This window comes from Pseudomonas sp. Ost2 (genome assembly GCF_018326065.1).
Taxonomy (GTDB): domain Bacteria; phylum Pseudomonadota; class Gammaproteobacteria; order Pseudomonadales; family Pseudomonadaceae; genus Aquipseudomonas; species Aquipseudomonas gingeri.
Genome location: NZ_AP021904.1, coordinates 1,047,595 through 1,073,575 on the forward strand (window position 1 = coordinate 1,047,595; position 25,981 = coordinate 1,073,575).

General features: G+C 60.1%; 21 protein-coding genes, 2 tRNA genes and 2 rRNA genes. 19 read left to right on the forward strand and 6 right to left on the reverse strand.

What is annotated here, in order from left to right; all coding sequences use genetic code 11:
* The first annotated feature begins 125 nt into the window (after nucleotides 1-125).
* Both KI243_RS04540 and sfsA read left to right on the forward strand, forming a co-directional pair.
* A complete protein-coding gene (locus KI243_RS04540) occupies nucleotides 126-1,298 on the forward strand; it encodes a pyridoxal phosphate-dependent aminotransferase (RefSeq protein WP_212810545.1) in 1,173 nt (390 codons plus the stop codon).
* The gene (gene sfsA / locus KI243_RS04545; protein ID WP_212810546.1) at nucleotides 1,298-2,005 is read left to right on the forward strand and encodes a DNA/RNA nuclease SfsA; all 708 of its coding nucleotides are present in this window, start codon (nucleotides 1,298-1,300) and stop codon (nucleotides 2,003-2,005) included. The genes KI243_RS04540 and sfsA overlap by 1 nt, the downstream gene beginning before the upstream one ends.
* A 4-nt stretch (nucleotides 2,006-2,009) precedes the next feature.
* On the opposite strand, the gene KI243_RS04550 is transcribed toward sfsA, so the two are convergent.
* Complete coding sequence (locus KI243_RS04550) at nucleotides 2,010-2,327, reverse strand: Rieske (2Fe-2S) protein (protein WP_177085898.1); 318 nt, start codon at nucleotides 2,325-2,327, stop codon at nucleotides 2,010-2,012.
* A 205-nt stretch (nucleotides 2,328-2,532) separates the two neighbouring features.
* Between KI243_RS04550 and KI243_RS04555 the strand changes: the two genes are divergently transcribed.
* The 4 genes from KI243_RS04555 (at nucleotide 2,533) to deoC (ending at nucleotide 6,217) form a co-directional block, all read left to right on the forward strand.
* The gene (locus KI243_RS04555; protein WP_212810547.1) at nucleotides 2,533-3,408 is read left to right on the forward strand and encodes an ABC transporter substrate-binding protein; all 876 of its coding nucleotides are present in this window, start codon (nucleotides 2,533-2,535) and stop codon (nucleotides 3,406-3,408) included.
* A gap of 50 nt (nucleotides 3,409-3,458) precedes the next feature.
* Nucleotides 3,459-4,442 carry an iron chelate uptake ABC transporter family permease subunit gene (locus tag KI243_RS04560; RefSeq protein WP_177085954.1) on the forward strand — a complete coding sequence of 328 codons (984 nt, stop codon included), beginning with the start codon at nucleotides 3,459-3,461 and terminating at the stop codon, nucleotides 4,440-4,442.
* Nucleotides 4,442-5,209, forward strand: a complete 768-nt coding sequence (locus KI243_RS04565) for a heme ABC transporter ATP-binding protein (RefSeq protein ID WP_177146578.1) — start codon at nucleotides 4,442-4,444, stop codon at nucleotides 5,207-5,209. The genes KI243_RS04560 and KI243_RS04565 overlap by 1 nt, the downstream gene beginning before the upstream one ends.
* Nucleotides 5,210-5,425: 216 nt before the next feature.
* The gene (gene deoC, locus KI243_RS04570) at nucleotides 5,426-6,217 is read left to right on the forward strand and encodes a deoxyribose-phosphate aldolase (RefSeq protein ID WP_212810548.1); all 792 of its coding nucleotides are present in this window, start codon (nucleotides 5,426-5,428) and stop codon (nucleotides 6,215-6,217) included.
* Between the two features lie 206 nt (nucleotides 6,218-6,423).
* On the opposite strand, the gene KI243_RS04575 is transcribed toward deoC, so the two are convergent.
* The 4 genes from KI243_RS04575 to KI243_RS04590 form a co-directional block, all read right to left on the reverse strand.
* Nucleotides 6,424-7,224 carry a cyclic nucleotide-binding domain-containing protein gene (locus KI243_RS04575; RefSeq protein ID WP_017126844.1) on the reverse strand — a complete coding sequence of 267 codons (801 nt, stop codon included), beginning with the start codon at nucleotides 7,222-7,224 and terminating at the stop codon, nucleotides 6,424-6,426.
* A gap of 15 nt (nucleotides 7,225-7,239) precedes the next feature.
* Nucleotides 7,240-7,512 (reverse strand): TfoX/Sxy family protein, encoded by a 273-nt coding sequence (locus KI243_RS04580; RefSeq protein WP_010444127.1) that lies wholly within the window; start codon nucleotides 7,510-7,512, stop codon nucleotides 7,240-7,242.
* A gap of 255 nt (nucleotides 7,513-7,767) precedes the next feature.
* A complete protein-coding gene (locus KI243_RS04585) occupies nucleotides 7,768-8,112 on the reverse strand; it encodes a pentapeptide repeat-containing protein (protein ID WP_212810549.1) in 345 nt (114 codons plus the stop codon).
* Between the two features lie 90 nt (nucleotides 8,113-8,202).
* Nucleotides 8,203-9,759, reverse strand: coding sequence for a bifunctional aminoglycoside phosphotransferase/ATP-binding protein (locus KI243_RS04590; protein WP_177108967.1), 1,557 nt, complete (start codon nucleotides 9,757-9,759; stop codon nucleotides 8,203-8,205).
* A 117-nt stretch (nucleotides 9,760-9,876) separates the two neighbouring features.
* On the opposite strand from KI243_RS04590, the gene mrcB reads away from it, so the two are divergent.
* Genes mrcB through KI243_RS04605 form a run of 3 tightly spaced genes read left to right on the forward strand, consistent with a single transcriptional unit; the run spans nucleotide 9,877 to nucleotide 13,299 of the window.
* Nucleotides 9,877-12,201, forward strand: coding sequence for a penicillin-binding protein 1B (gene mrcB / locus KI243_RS04595; RefSeq protein WP_177085888.1), 2,325 nt, complete (start codon nucleotides 9,877-9,879; stop codon nucleotides 12,199-12,201).
* A 16-nt stretch (nucleotides 12,202-12,217) separates the two neighbouring features.
* Nucleotides 12,218-12,970 carry a tetratricopeptide repeat protein gene (locus KI243_RS04600; RefSeq protein WP_042935551.1) on the forward strand — a complete coding sequence of 251 codons (753 nt, stop codon included), beginning with the start codon at nucleotides 12,218-12,220 and terminating at the stop codon, nucleotides 12,968-12,970.
* A complete protein-coding gene (locus KI243_RS04605) occupies nucleotides 12,970-13,299 on the forward strand; it encodes a YqcC family protein (protein WP_017126849.1) in 330 nt (109 codons plus the stop codon). The genes KI243_RS04600 and KI243_RS04605 overlap by 1 nt, the downstream gene beginning before the upstream one ends.
* A gap of 48 nt (nucleotides 13,300-13,347) precedes the next feature.
* Here the strand turns inward: KI243_RS04605 and KI243_RS04610 are convergent, their stop codons facing one another.
* Nucleotides 13,348-13,779: a DUF4124 domain-containing protein gene (locus KI243_RS04610; protein WP_017126850.1), complete on the reverse strand. Its 432-nt coding sequence runs from the start codon at nucleotides 13,777-13,779 to the stop codon at nucleotides 13,348-13,350.
* A 402-nt stretch (nucleotides 13,780-14,181) separates the two neighbouring features.
* Between KI243_RS04610 and KI243_RS04615 the strand changes: the two genes are divergently transcribed.
* The 10 genes from KI243_RS04615 (at nucleotide 14,182) to KI243_RS04660 (ending at nucleotide 25,832) form a co-directional block, all read left to right on the forward strand.
* Entirely contained in the window at nucleotides 14,182-15,906 is a 1,725-nt protein-coding gene (locus tag KI243_RS04615; protein WP_042935595.1) for an acetolactate synthase 3 large subunit, read from the forward strand.
* 1 nt (nucleotide 15,907) lies between these two features.
* Nucleotides 15,908-16,399: an acetolactate synthase small subunit gene (gene ilvN / locus KI243_RS04620; protein WP_003176102.1), complete on the forward strand. Its 492-nt coding sequence runs from the start codon at nucleotides 15,908-15,910 to the stop codon at nucleotides 16,397-16,399.
* Between the two features lie 47 nt (nucleotides 16,400-16,446).
* Entirely contained in the window at nucleotides 16,447-17,463 is a 1,017-nt protein-coding gene (gene ilvC / locus KI243_RS04625; RefSeq protein ID WP_003185459.1) for a ketol-acid reductoisomerase, read from the forward strand.
* 145 nt (nucleotides 17,464-17,608) lie between these two features.
* Nucleotides 17,609-18,466 (forward strand): CDP-diacylglycerol--serine O-phosphatidyltransferase, encoded by an 858-nt coding sequence (pssA, locus tag KI243_RS04630; RefSeq protein WP_017126852.1) that lies wholly within the window; start codon nucleotides 17,609-17,611, stop codon nucleotides 18,464-18,466.
* A gap of 63 nt (nucleotides 18,467-18,529) precedes the next feature.
* Nucleotides 18,530-19,543, forward strand: a complete 1,014-nt coding sequence (gene msrP / locus KI243_RS04635; protein ID WP_212810550.1) for a protein-methionine-sulfoxide reductase catalytic subunit MsrP — start codon at nucleotides 18,530-18,532, stop codon at nucleotides 19,541-19,543.
* Nucleotides 19,543-20,169 carry a protein-methionine-sulfoxide reductase heme-binding subunit MsrQ gene (gene msrQ / locus KI243_RS04640; protein ID WP_212810551.1) on the forward strand — a complete coding sequence of 209 codons (627 nt, stop codon included), beginning with the start codon at nucleotides 19,543-19,545 and terminating at the stop codon, nucleotides 20,167-20,169. Before msrP ends, msrQ begins: the two co-directional genes overlap by 1 nt.
* A gap of 730 nt (nucleotides 20,170-20,899) precedes the next feature.
* Nucleotides 20,900-22,436 (forward strand): 16S ribosomal RNA (locus KI243_RS04645).
* An 81-nt stretch (nucleotides 22,437-22,517) separates the two neighbouring features.
* Nucleotides 22,518-22,594, forward strand: a tRNA-Ile gene (locus tag KI243_RS04650).
* 30 nt (nucleotides 22,595-22,624) lie between these two features.
* Nucleotides 22,625-22,700: transfer RNA gene (locus KI243_RS04655), tRNA-Ala, on the forward strand.
* 241 nt (nucleotides 22,701-22,941) lie between these two features.
* Nucleotides 22,942-25,832, forward strand: a 23S ribosomal RNA gene (locus KI243_RS04660).
* The 16S and 23S rRNA genes sit together here with 2 tRNA genes alongside, the layout of an rRNA operon.
* The last annotated feature ends 149 nt before the right edge of the window (nucleotides 25,833-25,981 follow it).

Consider the following 25,981-nt stretch of genomic DNA (forward strand, 5'->3'; position numbering starts at 1 on the left):
TCCTGGGCGCGGCGTCGTATTGCTTTGACCTGGGGTAAGCGTGGCGTCGAGGATGTTTTTAAAGGTTCCCGGGGGAGCGAGGTTGGGTAGAATCGAATTTTGCCCACCCCAATCAAGGAAGGCTAATGGCTCAGCCCTACAGTGCGCGCAGCCGCGCGATCGAACCGTTCCACGTGATGGCCCTGCTGGCGCGTGCCAATGAGCTGCAGGCGGCCGGGCACGATGTGATCCACCTCGAGATCGGCGAGCCGGACTTCACCACGGCCGAGCCGATCATCCAGGCCGGCCAGGCTGCCCTGGCCGCCGGCAAGACCCGCTACACCGCGGCGCGCGGCCTGCCGGAGCTGCGCGAGGCGATCGCCGGTTTCTACCAGCAGCGGTATGGTGTGAGCGTCGACCCGCAACGCATCCTGGTCACCCCCGGCGGTTCCGGGGCGTTGCTGCTGACCAGCAGCCTGCTGGTGGATCCGGGCAAACACTGGCTCCTGGCCGACCCCGGCTACCCGTGCAATCGCCATTTCCTGCGCCTGGTGGAAGGTGCGGCACAGTTAGTACCGGTCGGACCGGATGTGCGTTATCAACTGACCGCCGAACTGGTGGATCGGCATTGGAACGAAGACAGCGTCGGCGCCCTGGTCGCATCACCGGCCAACCCGACTGGCACCCTGCTGAGCCGCGACGAACTGGCGGGGCTGTCGAAGGCGATCAAGGCGCGTAATGGTCATCTGGTGGTCGATGAGATCTATCACGGCCTGACGTATGGCTGCGACGCCGCCAGTGTGCTGGAAGTCGATGACAGTGCCTTTGTCCTCAATAGTTTTTCCAAATATTTCGGCATGACCGGTTGGCGCCTGGGTTGGCTGGTAGCTCCGCCGGAAGCCGTGGCCGATCTGGAGAAGCTGGCCCAGAATCTCTACATCAGCGCGCCGAGCATGGCTCAGCACGCTGCCCTGGCCTGCTTCGAGCCGCGGACCCTGAGCATCCTCGAAGAACGTCGGGCCGAATTCGGCCGGCGGCGGGATTTCCTCCTGCCGGCGTTGCGTGAGTTGGGCTTCGGGATTGCGGTGGAGCCTGAGGGTGCCTTCTACCTGTACGCGGATGTCAGCGCGTTTGGCGGCGATGCGTTCGCGTTCTGCCGGCATTTCCTCGAAACCGAGCATGTGGCGTTCACCCCGGGACTGGATTTCGGTCATCACCTGGCCAGTCACCATGTGCGTTTCGCCTACACCCAGAGCCTGCCGCGCCTGCAGGAAGCGGTGGAGCGGATTGCCCGCGGCCTGCGGAGCTGGCAAGGCTGATGCGTTTTTCTCCTGCACTCGAAGAAGGGCGGCTGATCAGGCGCTACAAGCGGTTCCTGGCGGATATCGAAACCACCACTGGCGAACGGCTGACGATCCACTGCCCGAACACCGGCTCGATGCTCAACTGCATGGTTGAAGGGGGACAGGTCTGGTTCAGCCGTTCCAACGACCCCAAGCGCAAGTTGCCCGGCACCTGGGAAATAGGCGAGACCCCGCAGGGGCGGCTGGCGTGCGTCAACACGGCGCGGGCCAACCAGCTGGTTGAAGAGGCCTTGCGCGCCGGACTGATCGTCGAGCTCAACGGCTTTACCGGGCTCAAGCGCGAGGTCGCTTACGGTCAGGAAAACAGCCGGATCGACTTTCGCCTGGATTACCCGACGGGGTCGGCGTTCGTCGAGGTGAAAAGCGTCACCCTCGGGTTTGACGGGACCGCCGTCGCGGCGTTTCCGGACGCGGTCACCCAGCGCGGAGCCAAGCATCTGCGCGAACTGGCCGCCCTGGCCCGGGACGGCGTGCGGGCGGTGCAGCTGTACTGCGTGAACCTGACGGGAGTCGAGGCGGTGCGACCGGCGCGGGAGATCGATCCGGCCTATGCCGATGCGCTGCTGGAAGCCGTGGCCGCGGGTGTCGAAGTGCTTGCCTACGGTGTCAGCCTCAGCGCCGAGGAAGTGCGGGTCGATCGGCGTTTGCCGGTACTGCTCTGAAGGCTCAGGCCTGGACCCAGATGCCCTCGGCATCTTCCCGACAGGGCAGTGCCAGCAGCGACTGCCCGACACAAGGCCCGGCCACGCATTCGCCGCTTTCGATCAGGAACAGGGCGCCATGGGTGGCGCACTGGATCAGGCTGGCACTGGCATCGAGAAACTGGTCGGGTTGCCATTCCAGGGCAATGCCCCGGTGCGGGCAGCGATTCTGATAGAGATACACCCGTCCCTCGCGGCGTACCGCCAGTAATGGCCGACCATCCACTTCGAAACCACGGCTGCTGTTGTCGGCGAGCATCTGTGACGCGCAGAGAAACTTCATGCTGATCCTTTGGCAGCCCGCCTTGCCTTTAATAAGGAAGAAGTATGGCGGCTGATGGAGCTGAACGAAACCTGTGACAGCGCGTGTCTTGGCTTGACGTTCAAATGCAAATAATTATCAAATAGATAATTGCCCTGGGGCGGTATCTTACCCGTCACTCTGATCCTGTCGCTTGTTTGATCAACCCTTCGAAGGAAATTCGTCTATGCGCCTGAGTTCCCGCCTGATTGCACTTGGAGCCGGGCTTGCGCTCAGCCATGCCGCGCTGGCCGGCGAGTTGCCGCAACGCTGGGTCAGCGCCGGCGGTGCGCTGTCCGAGTGGGTCAGTGTGCTGGGCGGTGAGGCGAAACTGGTCGGCGTCGATACCACCAGCCAGCATCCCGAGACCCTCAAGGCCCTGCCGAGCATCGGTTATCAGCGGCAGTTGTCGGCTGAAGGCATCCTCAGCCTGCGTCCGCAGATCCTGGTCGGCACCGAGGAAATGGGCCCGCCGCCGGTGTTGGCGCAGATCCGCAATGCCGGGGTGCAGGTGGAACTGTTCTCCGCCGAAGCCGACCTGCCGACGCTGCAAGGCAATCTGCAGCACCTGGGCAAGTTGCTGGGTAACGAGGCGCAGGCCGGGCAGTTGTTCCAGGGTTACCAGCAGCAACTCGACCAGCAGCAGGCCTGGGTCAGACAGGCGCAAGACAAGCAGTCGGCGCCGGGCGTGCTGTTGTTGCTCGGGCACGCCGGCGGCAAACCGCTGATTGCCGGCAAGGACACCGCGGCCGACTGGCTGCTGACGCGGGCGGGCGGTCACAACCTGGCGACCCACAGCGGCTACAAGCCGTTTTCCGTCGAAGCCCTGGCCGGGTTGAATCCCGAAGTCCTGGTCTTCGCCGACCGCAGCCTGACGGGCGAGGCAGCCCGCCAGGCACTGATGAAGGAAAATCCGATCCTGGCTTCGACCCGCGCCGCGAAGGCCGGGCGGGTCTTCGAACTCGACCCGACCTTGCTGGTCGGCGGCCTCGGCCCGCGACTGCCGCAAGCCCTGAAAACCCTGGCCGCTGAGTTCTATCCGACGGCGCCGACCGCGCCATGACCACCCTGGTCAAACCCCGTGCCCTGTTTATCGGCTTGAGCCTGCTGTGTGTGCTGGCGGTCTGGCTGTCCCTGGCATTGGGGCCGGTCAGCCTGCCGCTGGTCGATACCCTGCGTGCGGCCCTGCGCTTGCTGGGCCTGCCAGTGCCCGCCGAAGGACTGGAGCAGGCGGAACTGATCCTCGGACAGATTCGCTTGCCGCGCACCCTGCTGGGGCTGGCCGTGGGCGGCGTGCTGGCGCTGTCCGGGGTGGCGATGCAGGGGCTGTTTCGCAATCCGCTGGCCGATCCCGGCCTGGTGGGGGTTTCCAGCGGTGCCGCGCTTGGGGCGGCAATCGCCATCGTCGGTGGGGCGGCGTTCGGTGGGCTGCCTGAAGCGCTGGGGCCTTATCTGCTATCGCTGTGCGCTTTTCTCGGCGGCCTTGGGGTGACGGCACTGGTCTATCGGCTCGGCCGGCGCAACGGCCAGACCAGTGTCGCGATCATGCTGCTCGCCGGGATTGCCCTGACCGCCCTGGCCAGTTCGGCCGTGGGGCTCTTCACCTACCTGGCCGACGATGCGACCTTGCGCACCCTGACCTTCTGGAACCTGGGCAGCCTCAATGGCGCCAGCTACGCACGGCTGTGGCCGTTGCTGCTGGTGACCGCGGCGGTGGCTTTGTGGTTGCCGCGGCGGGCCAGGGCCCTGAACGCGCTGTTGCTCGGTGAGTCGGAGGCCAGTCACCTGGGCATCGATGTCGAAGGGCTCAAGCGCGAGCTGGTGCTCTGTACGGCGCTGGGTGTCGGCGCGGCAGTGGCGGCAGCCGGCATGATCGGCTTTATCGGGCTGGTGGTCCCGCACCTGGTGCGGCTGCTGGCCGGGCCGGATCATCGGGTATTGCTGCCGGCCTCCGTTCTGGCGGGGGCCAGCCTGCTGTTGTTCGCGGATCTGGTGGCGCGTCTGGCGCTGGCCCCGGCGGAACTGCCGATCGGTATTGTCACCGCCTTTCTCGGCGCGCCGTTCTTCCTCTATCTCCTGTTGCGGGGACGTGCCTGATGTTGCGTGCGCAAAACCTGCAGATCCGGCGTGGCCAGCAGACCGTGCTGGCGGATATCGATCTTGAGCTCAAACCGGGCGAGGTGCTCGGCGTGCTCGGGCCCAACGGTGCAGGCAAGAGCACCCTGCTCGGCGCCTTGAGCGGGGAACTGGTGCCGAGCCAGGGCGACGTCTGGCTGGACGAACAACCCCTGGCGCGCTGGCAGGGCGCGGAACGGGCCCGGCGCCTGGCCGTATTGCCCCAGACGTCGACGCTGGATTTCGCCTTCAGGGTCGAGGAGGTGGTAGGCATGGGCCGCCTGCCGCACCAGACCGGACAACTGCGCGACCAGGAAATCGTTGTCGCGGCGTTGCAGGCCGCCGATGCCGGGCACCTGGCCGGGCGCAGCTACCTGGCGCTGTCCGGCGGCGAGCGCCAGCGCGTGCATCTGGCGCGGGTACTGGCCCAGCTCTGGCCGGGACACAGCGGACAGACCCTGTTGCTCGATGAGCCGACCTCGATGCTCGATCCGTTGCATCAGCACACCACCTTGCAGGCGATTCGCGAGTTCGCCGACCGGGGCGCCGCGGTGCTGATCATCCTGCATGACCTGAACCTGGCCGCGCGTTACTGCGACCGCCTGCTACTCCTGGAAAAGGGCCGCCCGCACGCCCTCGAATGCCCTGAACGGGTCTTGCGGCCCGACATGCTGAAAGCCGTGTTCGGCCTGGAAGTGCTGGTGCTGCCGCATCCTGAGCGGGGTCATCCGCTGATCATCGCGCGCTGAAACGGTCGCCGGCCTGCTCGGCTGGTGTCGGTCAATTCACCCGGTTACACAGAGAATCCTCCCGTTCTCATGTAGTCCGGGTCTTTGTCTTTGGCTCGCTGTGATTTCGTCCGAATGAGTCCTTTATTGTGTCGGCAACGCGCACTCCGCGTCGTCCGAGGATTTCGGCCCCGGATGTTTGTCACGTTGATGCAATGATCGGATGTGGGAGCCAACATGAAGCAGATTAATCAGGCGGATCAGCAACTGGCGCGTCAGGCTATCGGCCTGCTCGACCTGACCTCTCTGAGCAATGATGACGATGCCGAGCGGGTCATCTTGCTGTGCCAGCGGGCCTTGACGCCTTTCGGGCCCGTGGCGGCGGTCTGTGTCTTCCCGCGGTTCGTGACCCTGGCCCGCAAGACCCTGGACAGGCTCGGCGCATCGGCGATTCGCGTGGCCACGGTGGTCAACTTTCCCTACGGTGGACCGAACGTGGCGTCGGCGGTCTCGGAAACGGAGGCGGTGCTCAAGGCGGGCGCTAACGAGGTGGACCTGGTCTATCCCTATCGTTCGCTGCTGATGGGCGATACGCAGACAGGCAAGACCATGGTCTCGGCCTGTCGCGAATTGTGCGCGGGGCGGGCCCGGCTCAAGGTGATCCTGGAAACCGGCGAGCTGCGCGACCCGCAGATGATTCGCCAGGCCAGCCAGGACGCGATTGCCGCCGGCGCCGACTTTCTCAAGACCAGTACCGGCAAGGTCCTGATCAACGCCACGGAGCAGGCGGCGCGGATCATGCTCGAAGCCATCGCGGAGCGGGGCGGGCTGGTGGGCTTGAAGGCGGCGGGTGGGATTCGTACCTTCGACGACGCGCGAACCTACATCGATTTGGCGAAGGCCCGTTTCGGCGCGGACTGGGTCGACGCCGACCACCTGCGCCTGGGCGCTTCGGGGTTGCTGGATGAACTGCTGGCACAGTTGGAATGGTCGGCTGCGTCGCCGACGAAACGGCGTGGCCGCAAATGAGCTTTTTCCGGGCAAAAAAAAGACCCGGCAAAAAGCCGGGTCAATAACCGTGATTAGCCTGATGAGGAGATAATCTGAGAGTCCGAACCAAGGGCCTTCCAGAAAATCCAACCGATCTCGCGATCAGTTGTGATAATCATAACGATTCTCATTTCTAAGTCAACAAATTTTTCCCGACCGTCCGTCGCCAGCGCCTGGCGGGCTATTCAGCCTTGCTGGGCGGCAGTGTTCAGCCGCGTGACTTCCTTGTTCAGCAGATCGATCCGCCGCGCCATGCTCTCGATCAGGCTATGGGCGATACGCGGGTTGCTCTGGGTCAGGTTGAGGAACTGCTCCTTGGGAATCAGCATGACCGTGCACGGCTGGCTGGCGATCACGCTGGCACTGCGTTTCTCGCCGGTGAACACCGCCATGGCACCAAATATCTCGTCCTTGGGGACGTCACCGACCTTGTGGCCATCGACAAAGGCTTCGGCATGTCCGTCGATGATGATGAAGACATGGTCGGCATCGTCACCCTGGCGGATCAGCACTTCACCGACCGCGACCTGCTGGAAGCCGTTGCTGCTGCGGAACTCCGGCTGCTTGAGGCGGGTGACCGCGTCCGACAGGAGGGCGGTCTGGCCCACGAGATAGCGCAGCAGCAGTTCGCTGCGGGCTTCATCGGCATAGATATGCTGGAACACTTCGCGGCGCCGATACGGCAGCAGGCGCAGCGGGCCATCACTGCTCAGCAGGCAGCGCGGCCAGTCGATGCCCTGGCGCAAACCCACCAGGTCGCCTTCCTGCAGGTAGAACAGCGGACGCTCGTCGACACGCGCATGCAGCAGGCCGCTATCGATCAGAAAGAGTTGATCGTCGGCCAGCCGGGATGAGAGGTCCTGGGTCTGTTCGAACTCGATGGCCGCGCCGCAGGGCGGCAGACCTTCAAGCAGTCGAGCGGGAATGCTCTGCAGCCGATTGATCAATTCATCGGCGTACGCCGGTTGCTCCCCGAGTAGATACATGACAAACCTGCACAATCAATTTTTATGCCGTGACGATATCGCTTCCAGTTGTTTATTCAAGGCTTCTTTGCGCTCCAGCGGGATGTCATTCCAGTGAATGTCCATCAGCGCGCCCTCGATGGCGTACAACAGCACTTTCGAGGCTCTGAATCCGCGGGTTCTTACTGCACGATAGGCATCCACTGCCCCTAATCGACGCAAATCCGATGCGCTGTGGATACCCACAGCGTGCAGCCATTGCGCCGACGTCTTGCCAAGGTTCTTCAGGTGTTGCAGTTCATCGTTCATCAAGCCTCCTTGCGATGGCCGAACGCTGCGTTGACGAGAGTAGGCAAGCCTGAAAAGAGTGTAGCGGTCAGTAGGAAAAGCGTGGTTCTTTGGTCGGCTTGTGCGCAAAAGCTTCTAAGCCCAAGCCACGGGCTGCGCGGGCCTGGCACTTTCGAGCCAGTCGGGAGGAGGGGGAAAAGCCATGCCTGCCGCTGTCCTGGGCGGCAATCGGTACCGGACTTCAGCGTTTGCAGCTGCTACCTCAAGCCGGAGCGGTTACTCCGGGTCGTAGCGCAGACGCGTGCCGAACTGCACGGACATGAGGATCTCGGCCGCTTTCAGTCGTGGCGGAAAGTAGGCACCGGAGATCTGCGCGTGGGCGACGCTGGCGCCTTCCAGTATGGCGTTCTGGAAGTCCACGCCGCGCAGGTCGGCGGAACGGAAGTAGGCGTCGGTGAAGTCGACCCCTTCGGCGTTCAGTTCACGCAGGTCGAGACCGCGGAAGTCGCCACCACGCATGTCGATCGGGCCGTCCTTGGGACGGGCTTTATTGAAGCCGGCAATGTCATCCTTGTGCAGCAAGGCGAACAAGGCGGAGTCGAGAAGCTTGGGGTGGCTCATGGAACGTCTCCTGTTGGATTTATGACGCCAGTATAATGCCACTATGTTTCAGCCGTGAAGCAATTGCCGCTTCACGGCTGAAATAGTTTTTTACAGACCTGGTAGGCGCAGGCGAATCTGCGCGATCAGGGTGTCGAGGCTGCCGCTCTCGTTGGTCTGCACGCGTTTGGTCCGCAGGATTTCATCGGCTCCCAGGGCTTCGCGGTTGGCCTGTTGGGTGGCGATGACTTCCAGGGTCGCATCGGAAGGGTCGAGGGCGTCGGCCTGGCGCTGGGCCAGCCAGCTTTCGATGACGGCCTGGGGCGCGTCGCAATCGAGGATCAGGCAGGGGGCGCCGGTGGCTTCGGCAACCTTGGCGGCGGCGTCGCGCTGTTCGCGCTTGAGGTAGGTGGCATCGATCACCACCGGGAAACCGGCGCGCAGGATGATGTCGGCGATTTCATGCAGGCGCTGATAGGTCCGTGCGCTGGCATCCTTGCTGTAGATACCGTCGCCGACCGCCTGGGTGCCCTGTTGCTCGCCGAACAGGCGCTTGCGCTCGACATCGGAACGCAGGCGGACCGCGCCCAGGGCCTCGACCATGCGCATGGCCACGTGGCTCTTGCCGACCGCGGACACGCCATGGGTAATGGCCAGGAAGCGCGAGGGGATGGTGCTGTAGCTTTCCGCCAGGTTGGCATAGTTGCGGTACTGGCGCAGGGTGGTCGCCCGTTGTACGGCGGTGGCGTCGGCCGGCATGCTGAACAGCGCGACCTTGGCGCGGACCAGGGCACGGTAGGCCTTGTAGAAGTTCAGCACTTCCAGGCCCTGGTAGTCGCCGGTCAGTTCCAGGTACTGGCTGACAAAGCGTCGGGCCAGGCTCTTGAGGCCGCGGTCTTCCAGGTCCATGGCGAGGAAACCGGTGTCGGCGTAGACGTCGGTGAAACGGAACGGTTCGTTGAACTCGATGCAGTCGAAGATCACCACCTTGCCGTCGATGACGGTGGCGTTGCCCAGGTGGATATCGCCATGGCATTCACGGGTGAAGCCTGCGGCCTTGCGCTGGGCGAACAGCGGCTTGAGGCGTTCGAAGCTGGTCTCGGCCCAGGCTTGCAGGGCGTCGAGTTGCAGCAGGTCGGCCTTGTCCTGCAGGAACGGGCGAATCTGTTCGAAGTTCTGTCGGACCGGGTCCATGACCGCTTCCGGCGTGCCCTGGTAGTGCTCTTTCGGCACTTCGGGAGCGGTCTGGTGGAAGCGGGCGATCTGCTGCGCCATCTCGTCGATATGCTGGGCGGTCAGTTCACCATTGGCCTGCAAGGTGCTGAGCAGCTGGCTTTGCGGGAACTGGCGCATTTTCAGCACGTATTCGATGGCCGGGCCGTCGCCTCCCAGTTGCGGGGCGTCGACCGTGCCGGTGATCGGCAGGACTTCCAGGTACAGGTCGTCGGTCAGGCGCTGGTTGAGGCGCAGTTCTTCATTACAGAAGTGCTCGCGGCCGGACAGCTCGGTGAAGTCGAGAAAGCCGAAGTTGACCGGCTTCTTGATCTTGTAGGCATAGGCCCCGGTGAGCAGAACCCAGGAAATATGGGTCTCGATGAGCTGGAACCCATCTACCGGATGGGGGTAGAGGGCCGGATTTTGCAGGGCGGCGATCAGGGACTGGCTCACGGGCGATCCTTCAGAGGTCGGAAAATTCGAGGGCGCCATTATGGCTGCTCGGACGGGTGCTGCAAACCGCCGGAGCGTGCATGTTGATCATGAATAAAGTGCGTATAATCCGCGCCCATGACTCGTACCCGATCCCCTCGTTCCAAACCCAAACCTCCGTCCGGCGGCCTTCGTCCCTGGCTCGGCTGGGCGCTCAAGCTCAGTCTGGTCGGCCTCGTGGTGCTGGCCGGCTTCGCCGTCTACCTCGATGCCGTGGTGCAGGAGAAGTTCTCCGGCAAGCGCTGGACCATCCCGGCCAAGGTCTATGCCCGGCCGCTGGAGCTGTTCGTCGGCCAGAAGCTGAGCAAGGAAGACTTCCTCACCGAACTCGATGCCCTGGGCTATCGCCGTGAGGCGGTGATCAACGGTCCGGGCGCGGCGGCGGTCAATGGCAACACGGTCGACCTGAACACCCGTGGCTTCCAGTTCTACGAGGGCATGGAGGCGGCGCAGCCGGTGCGTGTGCGGTTCTCCGGCGACTATGTCGCCGAGTTGTCGGCGCTCAACGGCTCGAAGCTCTCGGTGGTGCGTCTTGAGCCACTGCTGATCGGCGGGCTGTACCCGAAAAACCTCGAGGACCGGATCCTGATCAAGATCGATCAGGTGCCGCCGTATCTGCTCGATACCCTGGTGACCGTCGAGGATCGGGATTTCTATCATCACTTCGGCGTCTCGCCGAAGTCGATTGCCCGGGCGATCTGGGTCAATACCTCGGCCGGCCAGATGCGCCAGGGCGGCAGTACCTTGACCCAGCAGTTGGTGAAGAACTTCTTCCTGACCAACGAACGCAGCCTGAGCCGCAAGCTCACCGAGGCCATGATGGCCTTGCTGCTGGAACTGCATTACGACAAGAAGGAGATCCTCGAGGCTTATCTCAACGAGGTCTTTATCGGTCAGGACGGCCAGCGCGCCGTGCACGGTTTCGGCCTGGCGAGCCAGTTCTTCTTCAGCCAGCCGTTGTCCGAATTGAAGCTGCACCAGGTCGCGTTGCTGGTGGGCATGGTCAAGGGCCCGTCCTACTACAACCCGCGACGTTACCCGGATCGTGCCCTCGAACGGCGTAACCTGGTGCTCGATCTGCTGGCGCAGCAGGGCGTGGTGCCAGTCGAGCAGGTCGAGGCGGCGAAGAAGATGCCGCTGGGCGTGACCAAGCGCGGCAGCCTGGCCGACAGCTCGTTCCCCGGCTTCCTCGATCTGGTCAAGCGCCAGTTGCGTGAAGACTATCGCGACGAAGACTTGACCGAGGAGGGGCTGCGGATTTTCACCAGCTTCGACCCGATCCTGCAGATGAAGGCCGAAGCCTCGGTCAATGAAACCTTCAAGCGCCTGGCCGGGCGCAAGGGTTCGGAGGATGTCGAGGCGGCGATGGTGGTGACCAATCCGGAAACCGGTGAAGTCCAGGCCATGATCGGTAGCCGTCAACCCGGTTTCGCCGGTTTCAACCGCGCGCTGGATGCGGTGCGCAATATCGGCTCGCTGATCAAGCCGGCGGTGTATCTGACCGCGCTGGAGAAACCGAGCCAGTACACCCTGACCAGTTGGCTGTCGGACGAAGCGTTTTCGGTGAAGGGCGCGGATGGTCAGGTCTGGAAACCGCAGAACTTCGACCGTCGCTCCCATGGCACGATTTTCCTGTACCAGGGCCTGGCGCATTCCTACAACCTGTCGACGGCGCGCCTCGGCCTGGAAGTCGGCGTGCCGAACGTGCTCAAGACGGTTGCCCGACTGGGCATCACCCGTGAGTTCCCGGCTTATCCGGCAATACTGCTGGGCGCTGGCGGCATGACCCCGATTGAAGTGGCGACCATGTACCAGACCATCGCCAACGGTGGCTTCAACACGCCGATGCGTGGTATCCGCAGCGTGCTGACGGCCGAGGGCGAACCGCTCAAGCGTTATCCGTTCCAGATCCAGCAGCGCTTCGATGCAGGCTCGATCTACCTGATCCAGGCGGCGATGCAGCGGGTGATGCGCGAGGGGACCGGGGCCAGTGCCTACAATGTCCTGCCCAAGACCCTGACATTGGCGGGTAAGTCCGGCACCAGTAACGACTCCCGCGACAGCTGGTTCTCCGGTTTCAGCCAGGATCTGCTGGCGGTGGTCTGGCTGGGTCGTGACGACAACGGCAAGACGCCGTTTACCGGTGCGACCGGGGCCTTGCAGGTCTGGACCAGTTTCATGAAGAAAGCCGATCCGCTGCCGCTGGACATGCCACAACCGGATAATATTGTTCAGGCCTGGATCGATCCGCATACCGGGCAGGGCTCCGATGCCAATTGCCCGGGCGCGGTGCAGATGCCGTATATTCGCGGCAGTGAACCTGCGCCAGGTACGGCTTGCGGTGGTGCGGCGCCCGCGCCGGCCACCGAAGTGATGGATTGGGTCAAGGGCTGGTTGAATTAAGCGAAGAGGGTTTGAAGTGAACAAGTGGTGGTTTCCAGCTTTTACGGCTCTGGCTTTGCTCAACGGTTGCTCGAGCGTGCCCCATGGTTCGATCCCGGTAGTCGATTCCGGGACAGCCGTGTCCAACAACGATCGGATATCCGCCACCGGCGGTTTCCGCCAGACCACCATCAAGCGCGCCGTGCCGAACCAGGCCCAGGCCGTTCCGCAGGATTCCGGCGTGGTGGTGATGGTTCCGGGCGGTGGCGCGGCGACTTCCGCGCCGATCAGCAGCGAGCCCTGGACACCGGGTCCTTCCACGTCCGGGCCGATTACCCCGGGTCCGGTGGACAGTGCGCCGATCCAGACGTCGTCGATCAACCAGGGCGGCTACACCATGCCGAGCCAGGTAGCGCCCAGCGGCGTGCCTTCGGGCAATGCCGGCGGCCTGTCGGCGGACGAGCAACTGGATGGCCCGGTCCTGGCGCTGCTGACCACGGCTCAGCAGCAACAGTCCAGCGGTGACCTCAACGGTGCCTCGTCGAGCCTGGAGCGTGCCCAGCGCGTCGCGCCGCGTGAACCGCAGGTGCTCTATCGCCTGGCGCAGGTTCGCATGGCCCAGGGCGATGCCCCGCAAGCCGAGCAGTTGGCCCGTCGCGGCCTGAGCTTTGCCAATGGCCGTCCGGATCTGCAAGCCAGTCTCTGGGGCCTGATTGCCCAGGCACGGGAAAAGCAGGGTGATGCGGCCGGTGCGGCATTGGCGCGGCAGAAGGCCAAGGTCAGCCTCTGATGGATGATCGTTTCCTGTTGATTGCCGACCAGTTGTTGCTGATCGAGCGTGAACTGCGTATCCAGGGCTGGTGGGACGAGGAGCCGCCCAGTGCGCAGGCGCTGGCCAGCGTCGAGCCTTTCAGCGTCGACACGCTGGAGTTCGAGCAATGGTTGCAATGGATCTTCCTGCCGAGGATGAAGAGCATCCTCGAACAGGATCTGCCGCTGCCGGCTGCCTCGGGCATCCTGGCCATGGCCGAAATGGTCTACGCCCAGCGTCCGGGGCAGGGCAGGACGTTGCAGGCGCTGCTGGCGCAGTTCGATCAATTGATCAGCGAGTCGCGCTGAGCCTGAGCGCGTGGATGCGGCGAGGGGGCTTGCCCCTCGCCACAAGACTCAGGAACAGTTCTCTTCAATCGCCTTGCGCGTTTCAAGCAGCCGGGTCTGCCGTTCTTCCTCGGTCAGGCGCCGCAGTTCTCCGTTCACTTCCTCGCGCACCCGCGGATCGTTCTGCAATTGCGCCAGATTGGTCCGCGCCTTGTCGCAGAACACCTTGAGCGTGGCGTCTCGCTCGGCCACCTGTTTCCTGACCTTGGCATCCACGGCTTTCTGATCGCCCACCGGTGTGCTGGCCGGGACCTCGGGCCTGGGCGGTGGCGGGGGTGGCGTACCGATTGCCGGCGTGACCACGGTCGCTGTCTGTCCCGGTGGTGGCTGGGCGTCGAAATGAGTGACGCCCTGGGCATCGACCCATTTGTAGATCGGGGCGGCCAGGCACAGGGGGCTCACGGCAAACAGCAGGCTGCCTATGAGAATGCTCGTACGCATCAGGTTTCCTTGTCAGGCGGTTCAATCAGCAACCTAGCACATTCCTTCAGGAAAGGTTTTCTTCTGCTTTCTCATGCGCTTAGTTCGAAGAAAGCGCACAGATGACTTGACTTGAGCGAGGCGAATCAGAACAATCCAAAGTCCGCTGTAGAGGGACTGCCAGAAGCAGACCCACTCGGCAGATCATGAGGCGCACATCCGCGCCGACCTGTTACACCCGCAACGCGTTACCTCGCGCTGGGTGGGAAACCCCCGCAACACTTGGGGCACTCCCAATACTTGCTCAGTCAGTGCTGACGTAGTCGGCGACCACCGTCGCTCATGCTCTGCCGAGAAGTAAACCTATTAAGACCCGTCTCCAGCGTTTGTGGACGGTATTCTGGCGTTTTAGAGGTGAACAACGTGGAGCTTTTATCTGGCGGTGAGATGCTCGTCCGCTTTTTGCGTGACGAAGGCGTCAAATATATCTACGGGTACCCGGGTGGTGCTCTTCTTCATGTCTACGATGCCCTGTTCAAAGAACCGGAAGTGACCCACATCCTGGTTCGTCACGAGCAGGCCGCTACCCATATGGCTGACGGCTATGCCCGTGCCACCGGCAAGGCCGGCGTGGTACTGGTGACTTCCGGTCCCGGCGCAACCAACGCCATCACCGGTATCGCCACGGCGTACATGGACTCCATTCCGATGGTGATCATCTCCGGTCAGGTGCCAAGCACCCTGGTCGGTACCGATGCGTTCCAGGAAACCGACATGATCGGTATCTCCCGGCCGATCGTGAAGCACAGCTTCATGATCAAGCACGCCTCGGAAATCCCGGAAGTCATGAAGAAGGCGTTCTACCTGGCGCAGTCCGGCCGCCCTGGTCCTGTCGTTGTCGATATCCCGAAAGACATGACCAACCCGGCCGAGAAGTTCGAATACATCTTCCCGAAAAAAGCCAAGCTGCGCTCCTACAGCCCGGCTGTACGCGGTCACTCCGGCCAGATCCGCAAGGCGGCCGAAATGCTCCTGGCCGCCAAGCGTCCGGTGCTCTACTCGGGCGGCGGCGTGATCCTCGGCGGCGGTTCCGCACCCTTGACCGAACTGGCCAAGCTGCTCAACCTGCCGGTGACCAACACCCTGATGGGGCTCGGCGCCTACCCTGGCACCGACCGTCAGTTCGTCGGCATGCTCGGCATGCACGGCAGCTACACCGCCAACCTGGCCATGCACCACGCCGATGTGATCCTGGCCGTCGGTGCGCGCTTCGACGACCGTGTCATCAACGGTGCACCGAAGTTCTGCCCGAACGCCAAGATCATCCATATCGACATCGATCCGGCATCGATCTCCAAGACCATCAAGGCAGACGTGCCTATCGTGGGTCCGGTGGAGAGCGTGCTGACCGAGATGGTCGCGGCCCTCAAGGAAATCGGCGAGACTCCGAACAAGGAGTCGGTCGCCAGCTGGTGGAAGCAGATCGACGAATGGCGCGGTGACCGCGGCCTGTTCCCTTATGACAAGGGCGACGGCAGCATCATCAAGCCGCAGACGGTGATCGAAACCCTGTGCGAAGTGACCAAGGGCGATGCCTTCGTGACCTCCGACGTGGGCCAGCACCAGATGTTCGCGGCGCAGTACTACAAGTTCAACAAGCCCAATCGCTGGATCAACTCCGGCGGCCTGGGCACCATGGGCTTCGGTTTCCCGGCGGCCATGGGCGTGAAGTTGAGCTTCCCGGATGTGGATGTCGCCTGCGTCACCGGCGAAGGCAGTATCCAGATGAACATCCAGGAACTGTCGACCTGCCTGCAGTACGGTCTGCCGGTGAAGATCGTCAGCCTGAACAACGGTGTGCTCGGCATGGTTCGCCAGTGGCAGGACATGAGCTACGGCAGCCGTCACTCGCACTCGTACATGGAATCGCTGCCTGACTTCGTCAAGCTGGTCGAGGCCTATGGTCACGTCGGAATCCGTATCACGGATCTGAAAGACTTGAAGCCGAAGATGGAAGAAGCGTTCGCCATGAAGGATCGCCTGGTGTTCCTCGATATCCAGGTCGATACCAGCGAGCACGTCTACCCGATGCAGATCAAAGACGGCTCCATGCGCGATATGTGGCTGAGCAAGACGGAGCGTACCTAACATGCGGCATATCATTTCCCTGCTTCTGGAAAACGAACCTGGCGCTCTGTCTCGTGTGGTTGGTCTGTTTTCGCAACGCAACTACAACATCGAAAGCCTGACCGTGGCCCCGACCGAAGACCCGACCCTGTCGCGTCTGACGCTGACCACCGTGGGGCATGATGAAGTCATCGAGCAGATCACCAAGAACCTGAACAAACTGATCGAAGTGGTCAAGCTGGTCGACCTGTCGGAAAGTGCTCACATCGAGCGCGAACTGATGCTGGTCAAGGTCAAGGCCACTGGCGCCCAGCGCGCCGAGATAAAACGGACTACCGATATTTACCGCGGGCAGATCGTTGATGTGAGCGCCAGCGTTTATACCGTGCAATTGACCGGTACAAGCGACAAGCTGGACAGCTTCATCCAGTCGATCGGGACGGCCTCGATTCTGGAAACCGTGCGTAGTGGCGTCACCGGGATTGCCCGTGGCGACAAAGTACTGAGCATCTAACTTAATTTAGCGAATGGCCTGATGGCCTGGATATAAAGGGGTATTTCATGAAGGTTTTCTACGATAAAGACTGTGACCTGTCGATCATCCAGGGCAAGAAAGTCGCGATTATCGGTTACGGCTCCCAGGGCCACGCACAAGCTTGCAACCTGAAGGATTCCGGTGTCGACGTTACCGTCGGCCTGCGTAAGGGTTCGGCCACTGTTGCCAAGGCAGAAGCCCACGGCCTGAAAGTGACCGACGTCGCTTCCGCCGTTGCTGCCGCCGACCTGGTCATGATCCTGACTCCGGACGAGTTCCAGTCCGCGCTGTACAAGAACGAAATCGAGCCGAACATCAAGAAAGGCGCCACCCTGGCCTTCTCCCACGGCTTCGCGATCCACTACAACCAGGTTGTGCCGCGCGCCGACCTCGACGTGATCATGATCGCGCCGAAGGCTCCAGGCCACACCGTGCGTTCCGAATTCGTCAAGGGCGGCGGTATCCCTGACCTGATCGCGATCTACCAGGACGCCTCGGGCAACGCCAAGAACGTTGCACTGTCCTACGCCGCTGGCGTGGGTGGCGGTCGTACCGGCATCATCGAAACCACCTTCAAGGACGAGACCGAAACCGACCTGTTCGGCGAACAGGCCGTTCTGTGCGGCGGTACCGTCGAGCTGGTGAAAGCCGGTTTCGAAACCCTGGTTGAAGCTGGCTACGCGCCGGAAATGGCCTACTTCGAATGCCTGCACGAACTGAAGCTGATCGTTGACCTCATGTACGAAGGCGGTATCGCCAACATGAACTACTCGATCTCCAACAACGCCGAATACGGCGAGTACGTGACCGGCCCTGAAGTCATCAACGCCGAATCCCGCCAGGCCATGCGCAACGCTCTGAAGCGCATCCAGGACGGCGAATACGCGAAGATGTTCATCAGCGAAGGTGCTACCGGCTACCCATCGATGACTGCCAAGCGTCGTAACAACGCCGCCCACGGTATCGAGATCATCGGTGAGCAACTGCGCTCGATGATGCCTTGGATCGGTGCGAACAAGATCGTCGACAAAGCCAAGAACTGAGTTCAGGGCCTGTCTGGAAAAACGCGGCCTCGGCCGCGTTTTTTCGTTTAGGGGGCCGCTTCTGGTATAAAGCTGGATCGTTTTGCGGTCGAACCCCGGCCGCGAACCTCTGTCGAATTTTTTTCACCGTTGCAAGGTACTGTCCATGAGCGAACGTCCCGAAGAGCCGAACCAGGCTCCTGACGCCGAAAGCCTGCTGCCGATCGATGAGCATGTCGAAGAAGGACATGACGCCGAAGGCCGTAAAGTCCGGCATCGTGGTATCTATCTGCTGCCGAATCTGTTCACCACCGCGAACCTGTTCGCCGGTTTCTACGCGATCATCAGTGCGATGAGTGCGCAAAGTGCTGCCAGTGCGGGTGATCCCGCCGGGGCGAGCAAGTATTTCGCGTTTTCCGCGATCGCGATCTTCGTCGCCATGGTCCTCGACGGGCTGGATGGGCGCGTGGCGCGGATGACCAATACCCAGAGCGCCTTCGGCGCCGAGTATGACTCGCTGTCCGACATGGTCGCGTTCGGCGTGGCCCCGGCGTTGCTGGCCTTCGGCTGGGCGCTGGGCGATATGGGCAAGGTCGGCTGGATGGTGGCCTTTATCTATGTGGCGGGCGCGGCCCTGCGCCTGGCGCGCTTCAACACCCAGGTCGGGACCGCGGACAAGCGTTACTTCATCGGTCTTGCCAGCCCGGCCGCGGCCGGTGTGGTGGCCGGCACGGTCTGGGCCTTCAGCGACTACGGTATCCAGGGATCGAAGATGTCGTTCCTGGTGGCCCTGCTGGTGGCGGCGGCCGGGATGCTGATGGTCAGCAACATCAAGTACAACAGCTTCAAGGAACTGGATCTCAAGGGGCGTGTGCCGTTTGTCGCGATCCTGGCCGTGGTGCTGGTGTTCGCCGTGGTGTTCAGCGATCCGCCGCGGATCCTGCTGCTGATTTTCCTCGCCTATGCGGCTTCCGGCCCTGTCCAGTACCTGCTGCACCTGCGTCGCCACAAAAGCGTCGAGTGATGTAATTTCCCTTACACTCCGTAGTCTATTGGTGCATCAGTCGTCCAATACTGCGGAGTTGCCATGCTGATCAAGCTTTCCAGGACTTCCGACTCCAAGGAGTCGGAAGTCACCCCCGAGTCACTCTATCTTTCCCGTCGTGCCGTGCTCGGCAGTTCGCTGGCCGGGCTGGCGCTCGGCAGTCTGCCGCGTTGGGCCAGTGCGGCCGAGGCGGCGCGCTACGCCGATGTGGAAGCAGGGAATGCGCCGTCCTGGTTTGCCGGCAAGCTGCCGGATACCCGCTGGGGCGCCGTGACGGTCAAGGATGAAGCGATCACCCCGTACAAGGACGCGACGCACTACAACAACTTCTATGAGTTCGGGACCGACAAGGGCGATCCGGCGCAGAACGCCGGATCGCTGAAAACCGAACCCTGGTCGGTGGTGATCGACGGCGAAGTCGGCAAGCCCGGACATTATGCCCTCGAAGACTTCATGAAGCCTTATCAGCTGGAAGAGCGGATCTATCGCCTGCGTTGTGTCGAAGCCTGGTCGATGGTGATCCCGTGGATCGGCTTTCCGATCTCCGCGTTGCTCAAGCAGGTCGAGCCGACCTCCAAGGCCAGGTACATTCGCTTTGAAACCCTGCAGGATCCCAAGAGCATGCCGGGGCAGCGCTCCGGTTTTGCCCTGATCGACTGGCCTTATGTCGAGGGCTTGCGTCTGGATGAGGCGATGAACCCGCTGGCGATTCTGGCCGTAGGCATGTACGGGCGGGAGTTGCCGAATCAGAACGGCGCGCCGTTGCGTCTCGTGGTGCCGTGGAAGTACGGCTTCAAGAGCGTCAAGTCCATCGTGCGCATCAGCCTGGTGGCGGAACAGCCGAAAACCACCTGGCAGAGCATCGCTTCGGATGAGTACGGCTTTTATGCCAACGTGAACCCGACGGTCGATCATCCGCGCTGGACCCAGGCCCGCGAGCGCCGGTTGCCCAGTGGCCTGTTCAGTCCGAATGTGCGCGAGACGCAGATGTTCAACGGCTACTCGGATGAAGTCGCTTCCTTGTATACCGGCCTGGACCTTCGGAAAAACTACTGATGCGATATCCATTCTGGCGTGTGGGCGTCTTTATCGCGGCGGCGATCTGGCCGTTGCTCTGGCTGTATCAGGCGTGGATCTTTGCCCTTGGGCCGGATCCGGGAAAGGTGCTGGTCGACCGGCTGGGCCTGGGTACGCTGATCCTGTTGCTGATCACCCTCGGCATGACACCGTTGCAGAAGTTGAGCGGCTGGCCGGGCTGGATCGCGGTGCGGCGCCAGTTGGGGTTGTGGTGTTTCGCCTATGTGGTGCTGCATCTGGCGGCTTACCTGGTGTTTGTCCTGGGGCTGGATTGGTCGCAGTTGGGTGTCGAGTTGCGCAAGCGGCCCTACATCATTGTCGGCACCTTGGGCTTTCTCTGTCTCCTGGCGCTTTCCGTGACGTCGAACCGTTATAGTCAGCGCCGCCTGGGCGCGCGCTGGAAGAAGCTGCACCGCCTGGTGTATGTGGTTCTCGGCCTGGGGTTGCTGCACATGTTGTGGATCGTGCGGGCAGACCTGAAGGAGTGGACGGTGTATGCCTCTATAGGTGCGTTGTTGTTGGCGCTGCGTATCCCGGCGCTGGCGCGGCGGATTCCCCGTCTTGTGGCAAAGAAGCCGGCCCCTTCAGCGACACGGTCCCTGTAGGCGTCGGACTTGCCCGCGAAGGCGTTGTATGGACGCCTTCGCTGGCAAGCCAGCTCCCACAGGTATGTCGTCGGCCCCCCATTTTGTGTGCGACACCCAAACTGTAGGAGCCGGCTTGCTGGCGATGGCGTCCCTCTGGGCGCTGCAAGGCTTGCTGGCCTCATCGCTGGCAAGCCAGCTTCTACAGGGTTGCGTGTTCTGACTTGGTTCTGCGCTGTTTCTGACCCTTGTGACAGAAAGATGAAAATAAGGGTTGACGGCAGATTCCATGGGCCTATAATTCGCCCCACTTCCGGCGCAGTCGAAACGGAAAACTCCTTGAGATTCAACGAGTTAAGTAGGTTTCGACAGATGCTGGCTTCAGTTCATCGAAGCCCGGAAGCGCTGTAAAAGAGGTGTTGACAGCAGCGTGTAACGCTGTAGAATTCGCCTCCCGCTGACGAGAGATCGGAAGCGCAAGTGGTTGAAGTTGAACGGGAAATCGTGAAAACTTCTGAAAATAATCACTTGACAGCAAATGAGGCTGCTGTAGAATGCGCGCCTCGGTTCAGCGAACAGCTCAACCAACCGCTCTTTAACAACTGAATCAAGCAATTCGTGTGGGTGCTTGTGGAGTCAGACTGAATAGTCAACAGATTATCAGCATCACAAGTTACTCCGCGAGAAATCAAAGATGTAACCAACGATTGCTGAGCCAAGTTTAGGGTTTTCTCAAAACCCAAAGATGTTTGAACTGAAGAGTTTGATCATGGCTCAGATTGAACGCTGGCGGCAGGCCTAACACATGCAAGTCGAGCGGATGACGGGAGCTTGCTTCCTGATTCAGCGGCGGACGGGTGAGTAATGCCTAGGAATCTGCCTGGTAGTGGGGGACAACGTTTCGAAAGGAACGCTAATACCGCATACGTCCTACGGGAGAAAGCAGGGGACCTTCGGGCCTTGCGCTATCAGATGAGCCTAGGTCGGATTAGCTAGTTGGTGAGGTAATGGCTCACCAAGGCGACGATCCGTAACTGGTCTGAGAGGATGATCAGTCACACTGGAACTGAGACACGGTCCAGACTCCTACGGGAGGCAGCAGTGGGGAATATTGGACAATGGGCGAAAGCCTGATCCAGCCATGCCGCGTGTGTGAAGAAGGTCTTCGGATTGTAAAGCACTTTAAGTTGGGAGGAAGGGCATTAACCTAATACGTTAGTGTTTTGACGTTACCGACAGAATAAGCACCGGCTAACTCTGTGCCAGCAGCCGCGGTAATACAGAGGGTGCAAGCGTTAATCGGAATTACTGGGCGTAAAGCGCGCGTAGGTGGTTTGTTAAGTTGGATGTGAAATCCCCGGGCTCAACCTGGGAACTGCATCCAAAACTGGCAAGCTAGAGTAGGGTAGAGGGTGGTGGAATTTCCTGTGTAGCGGTGAAATGCGTAGATATAGGAAGGAACACCAGTGGCGAAGGCGACCACCTGGACTCATACTGACACTGAGGTGCGAAAGCGTGGGGAGCAAACAGGATTAGATACCCTGGTAGTCCACGCCGTAAACGATGTCAACTAGCCGTTGGGAACCTTGAGTTCTTAGTGGCGCAGCTAACGCATTAAGTTGACCGCCTGGGGAGTACGGCCGCAAGGTTAAAACTCAAATGAATTGACGGGGGCCCGCACAAGCGGTGGAGCATGTGGTTTAATTCGAAGCAACGCGAAGAACCTTACCAGGCCTTGACATCCAATGAACTTTCCAGAGATGGATTGGTGCCTTCGGGAACATTGAGACAGGTGCTGCATGGCTGTCGTCAGCTCGTGTCGTGAGATGTTGGGTTAAGTCCCGTAACGAGCGCAACCCTTGTCCTTAGTTACCAGCACATCATGGTGGGCACTCTAAGGAGACTGCCGGTGACAAACCGGAGGAAGGTGGGGATGACGTCAAGTCATCATGGCCCTTACGGCCTGGGCTACACACGTGCTACAATGGTCGGTACAAAGGGTTGCCAAGCCGCGAGGTGGAGCTAATCCCATAAAACCGATCGTAGTCCGGATCGCAGTCTGCAACTCGACTGCGTGAAGTCGGAATCGCTAGTAATCGCGAATCAGAATGTCGCGGTGAATACGTTCCCGGGCCTTGTACACACCGCCCGTCACACCATGGGAGTGGGTTGCACCAGAAGTAGCTAGTCTAACCTTCGGGAGGACGGTTACCACGGTGTGATTCATGACTGGGGTGAAGTCGTAACAAGGTAGCCGTAGGGGAACCTGCGGCTGGATCACCTCCTTAATCGACGACATCAGCTGCTCCATAAGTTCCCACACGAATTGCTTGATTCATTGAAGAAGACGATAGAAGCAGCCCGAAATTGGGTCTGTAGCTCAGTTGGTTAGAGCGCACCCCTGATAAGGGTGAGGTCGGCAGTTCGAATCTGCCCAGACCCACCAATTTTGTGTGGGAAAAGCCTGTAGAGATACGGGGCCATAGCTCAGCTGGGAGAGCGCCTGCCTTGCACGCAGGAGGTCAACGGTTCGATCCCGTTTGGCTCCACCATTACGCTGCTTCTGTAAAGCTTAGAAATGAGCATTCCATCAAGACGATGATGAATGTTGATTTCTAGTCTTTGACTAGATCGTTCTTTAAAAATTTGGGTATGTGATAGAAAGATAGACTGAACGTTACTTTCACTGGTAACGGATCAGGCTAAGGTAAAATTTGTGAGTACTCTTAAGAGTTTTGCGAATTTTCGGCGAATGTCGTCTTCATAGTATAACCAGATTGCTTGGGGTTATATGGTCAAGTGAAGAAGCGCATACGGTGGATGCCTTGGCAGTCAGAGGCGATGAAAGACGTGGTAGCCTGCGAAAAGCTTCGGGGAGTCGGCAAACAGACTTTGATCCGGAGATGTCTGAATGGGGGAACCCAGCCATCATAAGATGGTTATCTTGTACTGAATACATAGGTGCAAGAGGCGAACCAGGGGAACTGAAACATCTAAGTACCCTGAGGAAAAGAAATCAACCGAGATTCCCTTAGTAGTGGCGAGCGAACGGGGACTAGCCCTTAAGTGGCTTTGAGATTAGCGGAACGCTCTGGAAAGTGCGGCCATAGTGGGTGATAGCCCTGTACGCGAAAATCTCTTGGTCATGAAATCGAGTAGGACGGGGCACGAGAAACCTTGTCTGAATATGGGGGACCATCCTCCAAGGCTAAATACTACTGACTGACCGATAGTGAACTAGTACCGTGAGGGAAAGGCGAAAAGAACCCCGGAGAGGGGAGTGAAATAGATCCTGAAACCGTATGCGTACAAGCAGTGGGAGCCCACTTTGTTGGGTGACTGCGTACCTTTTGTATAATGGGTCAGCGACTTATTTTCAGTGGCGAGCTTAACCGAATAGGGGAGGCGTAGCGAAAGCGAGTCTTAATAGGGCGTCTAGTCGCTGGGAATAGACCCGAAACCGGGCGATCTATCCATGGGCAGGTTGAAGGTTAGGTAACACTGACTGGAGGACCGAACCGACTACCGTTGAAAAGTTAGCGGATGACCTGTGGATCGGAGTGAAAGGCTAATCAAGCTCGGAGATAGCTGGTTCTCCTCGAAAGCTATTTAGGTAGCGCCTCATGTATCACTGTAGGGGGTAGAGCACTGTTTCGGCTAGGGGGTCATCCCGACTTACCAAACCGATGCAAACTCCGAATACCTACAAGTGCCGAGCATGGGAGACACACGGCGGGTGCTAACGTCCGTCGTGAAAAGGGAAACAACCCAGACCGTCAGCTAAGGTCCCAAAGTCATGGTTAAGTGGGAAACGATGTGGGAAGGCTTAGACAGCTAGGAGGTTGGCTTAGAAGCAGCCACCCTTTAAAGAAAGCGTAATAGCTCACTAGTCGAGTCGGCCTGCGCGGAAGATGTAACGGGGCTCAAACCATGCACCGAAGCTACGGGTATCACTTAGGTGATGCGGTAGAGGAGCGTTCTGTAAGCCTGTGAAGGTGAGTTGAGAAGCTTGCTGGAGGTATCAGAAGTGCGAATGCTGACATGAGTAACGACAATGGGTGTGAAAAACACCCACGCCGAAAGACCAAGGTTTCCTGCGCAACGTTAATCGACGCAGGGTTAGTCGGTCCCTAAGGCGAGGCTGAAAAGCGTAGTCGATGGAAAACAGGTTAATATTCCTGTACTTCTGGTTATTGCGATGGAGGGACGGAGAAGGCTAGGCCAGCTTGGCGTTGGTTGTCCAAGTTTAAGGTGGTAGGCTGAGATCTTAGGTAAATCCGGGATCTTAAGGCCGAGAGCTGATGACGAGTGTTCTTTTAGAACACGAAGTGGTTGATGCCATGCTTCCAAGAAAAGCTTCTAAGCTTCAGGTAACCAGGAACCGTACCCCAAACCGACACAGGTGGTTGGGTAGAGAATACCAAGGCGCTTGAGAGAACTCGGGTGAAGGAACTAGGCAAAATGGCACCGTAACTTCGGGAGAAGGTGCGCCGGTGAGGGTGAAGGACTTGCTCCGTAAGCTCATGCCGGTCGAAGATACCAGGCCGCTGCGACTGTTTATTAAAAACACAGCACTCTGCAAACACGAAAGTGGACGTATAGGGTGTGACGCCTGCCCGGTGCCGGAAGGTTAATTGATGGGGTTAGCTAACGCGAAGCTCTTGATCGAAGCCCCGGTAAACGGCGGCCGTAACTATAACGGTCCTAAGGTAGCGAAATTCCTTGTCGGGTAAGTTCCGACCTGCACGAATGGCGTAACGATGGCGGCGCTGTCTCCACCCGAGACTCAGTGAAATTGAAATCGCTGTGAAGATGCAGTGTATCCGCGGCTAGACGGAAAGACCCCGTGAACCTTTACTATAGCTTTGCACTGGACTTTGAATTTGCTTGTGTAGGATAGGTGGGAGGCTTTGAAGCGTGGACGCCAGTTCGCGTGGAGCCATCCTTGAAATACCACCCTGGCAACTTTGAGGTTCTAACTCAGGTCCGTTATCCGGATCGAGGACAGTGTATGGTGGGTAGTTTGACTGGGGCGGTCTCCTCCTAAAGAGTAACGGAGGAGTACGAAGGTGCGCTCAGACCGGTCGGAAATCGGTCGTAGAGTATAAAGGCAAAAGCGCGCTTGACTGCGAGACAGACACGTCGAGCAGGTACGAAAGTAGGTCTTAGTGATCCGGTGGTTCTGTATGGAAGGGCCATCGCTCAACGGATAAAAGGTACTCCGGGGATAACAGGCTGATACCGCCCAAGAGTTCATATCGACGGCGGTGTTTGGCACCTCGATGTCGGCTCATCACATCCTGGGGCTGAAGCCGGTCCCAAGGGTATGGCTGTTCGCCATTTAAAGTGGTACGCGAGCTGGGTTTAGAACGTCGTGAGACAGTTCGGTCCCTATCTGCCGTGGACGTTTGAGATTTGAGAGGGGCTGCTCCTAGTACGAGAGGACCGGAGTGGACGAACCTCTGGTGTTCCGGTTGTCACGCCAGTGGCATTGCCGGGTAGCTATGTTCGGAAAAGATAACCGCTGAAAGCATCTAAGCGGGAAACTTGCCTCAAGATGAGATCTCACTGGAACCTTGAGTTCCCTGAAGGGCCGTCGAAGACTACGACGTTGATAGGCAGGGTGTGTAAGCGCTGTGAGGCGTTGAGCTAACCTGTACTAATTGCCCGTGAGGCTTGACCATATAACACCCAAGCAATCTGCTGCTTTGAGCTGAAAGGCGAAAGAGACCAGATTGCGGTGTATGAAGACGAAACGAACCGAAAGTTTGCGGCTCACAAAACACCGAATATCGATCACATACCCGATTTGCTGAAGCGCGGCCTCAAGGCC